This window comes from Streptomyces mauvecolor (assembly GCF_039532965.1).
Taxonomy (GTDB): Bacteria; Actinomycetota; Actinomycetes; order Streptomycetales; family Streptomycetaceae; genus Streptomyces; species Streptomyces violascens.
Genome location: NZ_BAAASQ010000078.1, coordinates 1 through 6,954 on the forward strand (window position 1 = coordinate 1; position 6,954 = coordinate 6,954).

The 6,954-nt window shown below is 68.3% G+C and carries 5 protein-coding genes; all 5 read left to right on the plus strand.

Annotation, left to right across the window (positions count from 1 at the left end; all coding sequences use genetic code 11):
* The first annotated feature begins 202 nt into the window (after positions 1-202).
* Complete coding sequence (locus ABD346_RS38350) at positions 203-1,366, plus strand: low temperature requirement protein A (RefSeq protein ID WP_381227413.1); 1,164 nt, start codon at positions 203-205, stop codon at positions 1,364-1,366.
* Between the two features lie 273 nt (positions 1,367-1,639).
* Positions 1,640-2,164: a cupin domain-containing protein gene (locus tag ABD346_RS38355; RefSeq protein ID WP_344380944.1), complete on the plus strand. Its 525-nt coding sequence runs from the start codon at positions 1,640-1,642 to the stop codon at positions 2,162-2,164.
* On the plus strand, positions 2,161-2,559 hold the full coding sequence (locus ABD346_RS38360) for a VOC family protein (RefSeq protein WP_344380945.1): 399 nt from the start codon (positions 2,161-2,163) through the stop codon (positions 2,557-2,559). The genes ABD346_RS38355 and ABD346_RS38360 overlap by 4 nt, the downstream gene beginning before the upstream one ends.
* Before the next feature lie 349 nt (positions 2,560-2,908).
* Positions 2,909-4,339, plus strand: a complete 1,431-nt coding sequence (locus ABD346_RS38365) for a NarK family nitrate/nitrite MFS transporter (RefSeq protein ID WP_344380946.1) — start codon at positions 2,909-2,911, stop codon at positions 4,337-4,339.
* Positions 4,340-4,653: 314 nt separating this feature from the next.
* Positions 4,654-6,924, plus strand: coding sequence for a formate C-acetyltransferase (pflB, locus tag ABD346_RS38370; protein ID WP_344380947.1), 2,271 nt, complete (start codon positions 4,654-4,656; stop codon positions 6,922-6,924).
* The last annotated feature ends 30 nt before the right edge of the window (positions 6,925-6,954 follow it).

A 6,954-nucleotide genomic window follows, 5' to 3' on the forward strand; every position in this document is an offset into this window, starting at 1 on the left:
CACTCGACGGACACCCGCCCATCACCCGCGTCAACAACCCTGCGGGTCAATACAGCTAGCGTGGACAACGCCGGGGTGCCACGACACCACCCCGGCACCCACTCCTCGCCCGCCTTGTGCTGAACCGGTACGAATCCGTACGGCCGGAAGTGTTGGCCGCCTGGTGCCCCCGGCTGTCTGGTGTGCTGTGCGGATGCCACGCATGACCGCACGCAGCCGCCACGAGGCACACCGCGCCTCGACCCCGCTGGAACTGTTCTTCGACCTCTGTTTCGTCGTCGCCGTCGCCCAGGCCGGCGCCCGCCTCGTCCACGCGCTCGCGGAGGGGCACGTGGGCACGGGGCTCGCGGGATACGCCGCCGTGTTCTTCGCGATCTGGTGGGCATGGATGAACTTCACGTGGTTCGCCTCGGCGTACGACACCGACGACGCGCTGTACCGGGTCGTCACCCTCGTCCAGATCACCGGCGTGCTGATCCTGGCCGCAGGCGTGCCGCGCGCGTTCGACGACGGCGACTTCACGATCAGCGTCATCGGGTACATCGTGATGCGGCTCGCGCTGACCAGCCAGTGGCTGCGGGCCGCCGCGAGCAGCCGGGACCCGGCCGAACGTCAGGTGTGCCTGCGGTACGCGGCCGGGCTCGTGCTGTGCCAGCTCGGCTGGGTCGGCATGCTGTTCGTCCCGGACTCCGCCCGCAGCTGGGTGTTCCCGCTGCTCGCCCTGGCCGAACTGTCCGTCCCCATGCTCGCGGAACGCCGCCGCACCACCAGCTGGCATCCGCACCACATCGCCGAGCGGTACGGGCTCTTCACGCTGATCGTGCTCGGCGAGACGGTGTCGGCGGCCACCATCGCCGTACAGGAGGCCCTCGACGAGCACGACGAGCTCGGCGATCTGCTGCCGCTCGCGGCGGGCGGGCTGCTCATCGTGTTCGCCGCGTGGTGGATCTACTTCGCGGTGCCCATCCACGACCACCTCACCTCCAACCGGCAGGCATTCCTGTGGGGTTACGGGCATTACGTGGTGCTCGCTTCGGCGGCGGCGATCGGGGCGGGGATGGAGGTGGCGGTGGAGCAGGCGGTCGGCAAGGCGCACATCTCCGCCATCGCGGCGGGCTCCGCGGTGACCGTGCCGGCGGCGTTGTTCATGCTGACGGTGTGGGGGCTGCACTCCCGGCACTTCAAGCGGGGCCTGGCGCAGCAACTGACGCTGCCTGCCTCGGCGTTGGTGATTCTGGGGTGTACGTTCGCGGGGCGGACGGGGGTGCCGCTGGCCGGGGCGGTGGCTGCGGTGACCGTCGCGGTCGGCTGGACGCTGAACCGTCGCCGGGCGGAGGGGGCTTCCTCCACCCCGCCCCTTCCCTGAACCCTCCGGGGGTGAAGGTGTTCCAGGGGACCCCCATGACAGGCTAAGAATGCTCCCTGCCAGGGTCGATCCTGCCAGGAGCGACCCTGATAGGGGCGCGGGGAACTGCGCGAGCAACCACCCGCAGCCGAAAGCGGGTCAGGGGCGCGGGGAACTGCGCATACGCCCGGCACGAGCCGCATGCCCAGCGGAAGCGGTGCCTCCAGATTGGCCCAGCCTCATCGCGCCAAATTGGCCTGTTCATAGGGACGTTCAAGATCGTAAGGTCAAGCCATGACCAAGGAATCGACCCCTCAGGCCTCCCGGACCACCCCGCCGTTCCCGCCCGTCCTCACTCGCCTCACCGACGCCGAGACCTGCGCGGACCCCAGCAGTGTCATGACGCTGCTCGCCGACTCGGACCGTACGGCCGACGGCTTCACCACGTACCGGTCCACCTTCGCCAAGGGAGCCGTGGGGGCGCCCGCCCACTTCCACACCAAGGCCACCGAGCTGTTCTTCGTGATCAGCGGGTCCCTCCAGGTGCTGGTGGGCGAGGAGGTCACCGTCCTGGAGGCCGGCGACTTCCTGGCCGTGCCGCCGCACACCCCGCACGCCTTCGCCGCCGCGCCCGGCTGCGAGGCGGACGTCCTGTTCGTGTTCACCCCGGGCATGGGCCGTTTCGACTACCTGCGCCTGCTCGGCCGGGTCATGCGCGGCGAGGCCGACCCGAAGGAGATCGCCGAGTCCGCCGAGCGGTTCGACAACCACTACTGCGACAGCCCCGCCTGGCGCGCCGCCCTGGAGGCGTCCGCGTGATCGATGCCACGACCCACGTCCGGGTGGCCCGGCCCTCGCGGGACCTCGCCGCCGCAGAGCACTTCTACGTGGACGGCCTCGGCCTGGACGTCCTGTGGCGCACCACCGAGCGCGTCTCCGGCGAGCACGACCTCGTGATGGTCGGGCCGCCCGGCGGGGCGTGGCACTTCGAGCTGACCCGCGACCCCGAGCACCCCCTGAAGCCGACGCCAACCGTGGACGACCTGTTCGTGGTCTACCTCGGCGCCCCCGTGGACGAGGCCCTGGTCGACCGCCTCGTCGCGGCCGGCGGAACCCGCGTCCCCGCGCACAACCCGTACTGGGACGAGCACGGAGTCACCGTCGCCGACCCGGACGGCTACCACCTGGTGCTGTGCTCCCGCACCTGGGGCTGAGCGCAGCTCGAACGAGCCAGTACTGCCCTGAGTACGTCATCGCGCGGTGGCGCGTACGGGCCCCGCGAGACCCGGCCCGGGACGAGGCGCCCGAAGCCGCCTCGGTCTCGGTCCCTTGCAACTCCGTTGCGGAAGCAGCAGGTTGAGGCCTGGGAACTGACTCCGAGTGGGCACCTGAGGCAGGGGATCCACTCCAGACCCCGCTGTCCGAGGCGCCGCAGGGGCCGTACGGCAGGCCCGGGCGGGGACCTAGGGCCGCCCGCACTCATGGCATTCGCCTCTCACCCCCGCCCGGCCACAGGCGCACCGTGGATATGTCAGGACTCGTCTCAACCCCCTGGGAAGCACCATGAGTTCCGCGCTCCAGCCGTCCACCCGGCAAGACGCCGGCCCCGACGCCACAGTCACGTACGACCCGGAGAACTACCGGCCCGGCCGCACCATCACCGCGTGGGAGCCGGAGAACGAGGTCTTCTGGCGCTCGGTCGGCAGGAAGGTCGCCAACCGGAACCTGTGGATCGCCGTCCCCGCCCTGCTCGTCGCCTTCGTGGTGTGGCAGGTGTGGTCCGTCACCGCGACGAACCTGAAGGACGTCGGCTTCTCCTTCTCCACCTCGCAGTTGTTCTGGCTCACCGCCATCCCGGGCCTGACCGGCGGCACGGCCCGCATCCTCTACACCTTCCTCGGCCCGATGATCGGCCAGCGCCGCTTCACCGCGTTGTCGACGGTCGTGCTGATCGTGCCGCTGATCTGGCTCGGCATCGCCATCCAGGACACCTCCACCCCGTACGGCGTCATGGTGGTCATCGCTGCTCTCTGCGGCATCGGCGGCGCCAACTTCGCCTCCTCGCTCGCCAACATCGGCTTCTTCTTCCCGAAGAAGGAGAAGGGCAACGCCACCGGCATCAACGGCGGCCTCGGCAACCTCGGCGTCTCCGTCGTCCAGCTCCTGACCCCGATCGTCATCACCTTCTCGACCATCGCGATCGGCACCGCCCAGCACAAGAAGGACGGCACCCCGGTCTACCTGCAGAACGCCGCGTTCCTGTGGGTCCCCGTCCTCGTCGTGCTCGCCCTGATCGCCTGGTTCGGCCAGAACGACCTGAAGGTCGCCTCCACCCCCTTCAGCCGACAGAAGGTCATCTTCAAGCGCAAGCACAACTGGCTGATGACCTGGCTCTACGTCGGCACCTTCGGCTCTTTCATCGGCTTCGCCGCCGCCCTGCCGCTGCTGATCAAGACGACCTTCCCGGCCTACTCCGTCGCCACCTACGCCTGGATGGGCCCGGCGCTCGGCGCACTGGCCCGCTGGGCCGGCGGCTGGATCGCCGACAAGCTCGGCGGCGCGAAGGTCACCATCATCTCCTTCGTCGGCATGGCCCTCTCGATCATCGGCGTCATCAACTTCCTTCCGGCGGGCGGCGATTCGGGCAATTTCTACGGCTTCTTCGGCTGCTTCCTGGCCGCGTTCTTCTTCTCCGGGGTCGGCAACGGCTCGACCTTCCGGCAGATCCCGGTGATCTTCCGCAACCAGCACCTGAAGGGCCTGACCGCGGGCACCCCCGAGTACGCCAAGGCGCTCAAGCAGGCCGAGATGGAGGCGGGCGCCGTCACCGGATTCACCTCCGCCATCGCCGCGTACGGCTTCTTCTTCATCCCGGCGATGTTCGCCAACTTCGCGGTGACCAGCGCGATGTGGGGCTTCGTGGCCTTCTACGTCAGCTGCATCGTGGTGGCGTGGTGGTTCTACGCCCGGAAGGGTGCGGAGGCGCCCAGCTAGGCCGTGTCTCCATCGACCGATTCCGCACGAAAGGCCCGCGACAGCACGCTGCGCGGGCCTTTTCCGGTGCCGCGACACGAAATTCTTGTGAATGCTTTCACAAGCGAACACGGGGCCAAGGTCCCGGGAAGGTGTGCAGGCCAGATGGCATGTCGAGGCGCGGGGGAGCGGAATCGCAGGGCTTTCGGCCCGGATCCGGTGACCTCTGCCGCCGCATTTGATCGATCGGAAGGAGTGGAATGGAAAGCGGTCGAAGAGCTTCGGCTCGACGGCACGAAGTACGACGTCAACGGTGATTCGGAAGGGTGCCTGCCATGACTGCGACTCCTGCAGAGGCAACGAAGAACGGCGGAGCCTGGGACGGCTTCAAGGGCGGAATCTGGCGCGACGCCATCGACGTCCGCGACTTCGTCCAGCAGAACTACACGCCCTACGAAGGCGACGCCGACTTCCTCACCGGCCCCACCCGGCGCACCACCGCCGTATGGAACAAGCTCCTGTCGATGTTCCCCCAGGAGATCGAGCAGGGCATCTACGACGTGGACGTGAAGACCCCGTCCCGCATCGACGCCTTCAAGCCCGGCTACATCGACGGCGACGCCAAGGACCACAAGGACCTCATCGTCGGCCTCCAGACCGACGGCGCCCTCAAGCGCGCCATCATGCCCAACGGCGGCTGGCGCATGGTCGAAGGCGCCCTGGGTGCCTACGGCTACCAAGCCGACCCCGGCGTGCGCGACGTCTACACCCACCTCCGCAAGACCCACAACGAAGGCGTCTTCGACGCGTACACCCCCGAAATCCGCGCCTGCCGCTCCTCCGGCATCATCACCGGCCTCCCCGACGCCTACGGGCGCGGCCGCATCATCGGCGACTACCGCCGCGTCGCCCTCTACGGCGTCGACCGCCTCATCGCCGCCAAGGAAGCCGACAAGGCGCGCCTCGGCCAGGACTGGGCCACCGAGACCGTCATCCGCGACCGCGAGGAAGTCTCCGAGCAGATCAAGGCCCTGAACGAGCTGAAGAACATGGCGATGTCGTACGGCTACGACATCTCCGGCCCGGCCACCACCGGCCGCGAAGCCGTCCAGTGGCTGTACTTCGCCTACCTGGCCGCCGTGAAGGAGCAGAACGGCGCCGCCATGTCGATCGGCCGCATCGACAACTTCCTCGACATCTACCTCCAGCGCGACATCGAAGCCGGCCTCATCACCGAGGAGCAGGCCCAGGAATTCATCGACGACTTCGTCATCAAGCTCCGCATCGTGCGCTTCCTGCGCACCCCCGAATACAACGAGCTCTACTCCGGCGACCCCACCTGGGTCACCTGGTCCATGGCCGGCATCGGCGAGGACGGCCGCCCCCTCGTCTCCCGCACCACCTTCCGCGCCCTGCAGACCCTCTACAACCTCGGCCCCGCCCCCGAGCCCAACCTCACCGTCTTCTGGGACCGCGAACTCCCCTCCGGATTCAAGGACTTCGCCTCCAAGGTCGCCATCGACACCTCGGCCATCCAGTTCGAGTCCGACGAGCTGATGCGCCCCAAGTACGGCGACGACACCGCCATCGCCTGCTGCGTCTCCGCCATGGCCGTCGGCAAGCAGATGCAGTTCTTCGGCGCCCGGGTGAATGTGGCGAAGGCCCTGCTGTACGCGATCAACGGCGGCCGCGACGAGAAGAGCGGCAAACTCGTCGTCGAGGGCTTCGCACCCATCGAGGGCGAGTACCTCGACTACGAGACCGTGGCCCGGCAGTACGACGCGATGCTGGACTGGCTCGCCAAGACGTACGTCCACGCCCTCAACGTCATCCACTACATGCACGACAAGTACGCCTACGAGCGCATCGAGATGGCGCTCCACGACCAGCGCATCCTGCGCACCATGGCCTGCGGCATCGCCGGCCTCTCGGTCGCCGCCGACTCGCTGTCCGCCATCAAGCACGCCAAGGTCAAGGTCGTACGCGATGAGACCGGCCTCGCCGTCGACTACGAGATCGAGGGCGACTACCCCGCCTACGGCAACAACGACGACCGCGCGGACGCGCTGGCCACCCGGATCGTGCACGACTTCATGGAGAAGGTCCGCAAGCACCCCACCTACCGCGACGCCGTCCACACCCAGTCCGTCCTGACCATCACCTCCAACGTCGTCTACGGCAAGAAGACCGGCAACACCCCCGACGGCCGCCGCGCCGGCACGCCCTTCGCGCCCGGCGCCAACCCCATGAACGGCCGCGACGAGCACGGCTACATCGCCTCCGCGCTGTCGGTCGCCAAGCTGCCCTACGACGACGCCGAGGACGGCATCTCGCTGACCAACACCATCACGCCGGACGCGCTGGGCCGCACCCCGCGCGAGCGCATCGACAATCTGTCAGGAGTCCTCGACGGCTTCGTCGCCAGCAACGGCTTCCACATGAACGTCAACGTCCTCGACAAGGCCACCCTGGAAGACGCCATGCGCCACCCGGAGAACTACCCCCAGCTCACCATCCGCGTCTCGGGTTACGCGGTGAACTTCGTGCGCCTGACGCGCGAGCAGCAGCTGGATGTCATCAACCGGACGTTTCATGGGGGGCTTTGAGGGGTGAGGGTCTGGGCTCGGGGGGTGGGG

Coding starts and splice junctions, on each gene's coding strand:
- ABD346_RS38350 (WP_381227413.1), top strand. CDS start 203: ATGACCGCACGCAGCCGCCACGAGGCACACCGCGCCTCGACCCCGCTG.
- ABD346_RS38355 (WP_344380944.1), top strand. CDS start 1,640: ATGACCAAGGAATCGACCCCTCAGGCCTCCCGGACCACCCCGCCGTTC.
- ABD346_RS38365 (WP_344380946.1), top strand. CDS start 2,909: ATGAGTTCCGCGCTCCAGCCGTCCACCCGGCAAGACGCCGGCCCCGAC.
- pflB (WP_344380947.1), top strand. CDS start 4,654: ATGACTGCGACTCCTGCAGAGGCAACGAAGAACGGCGGAGCCTGGGAC.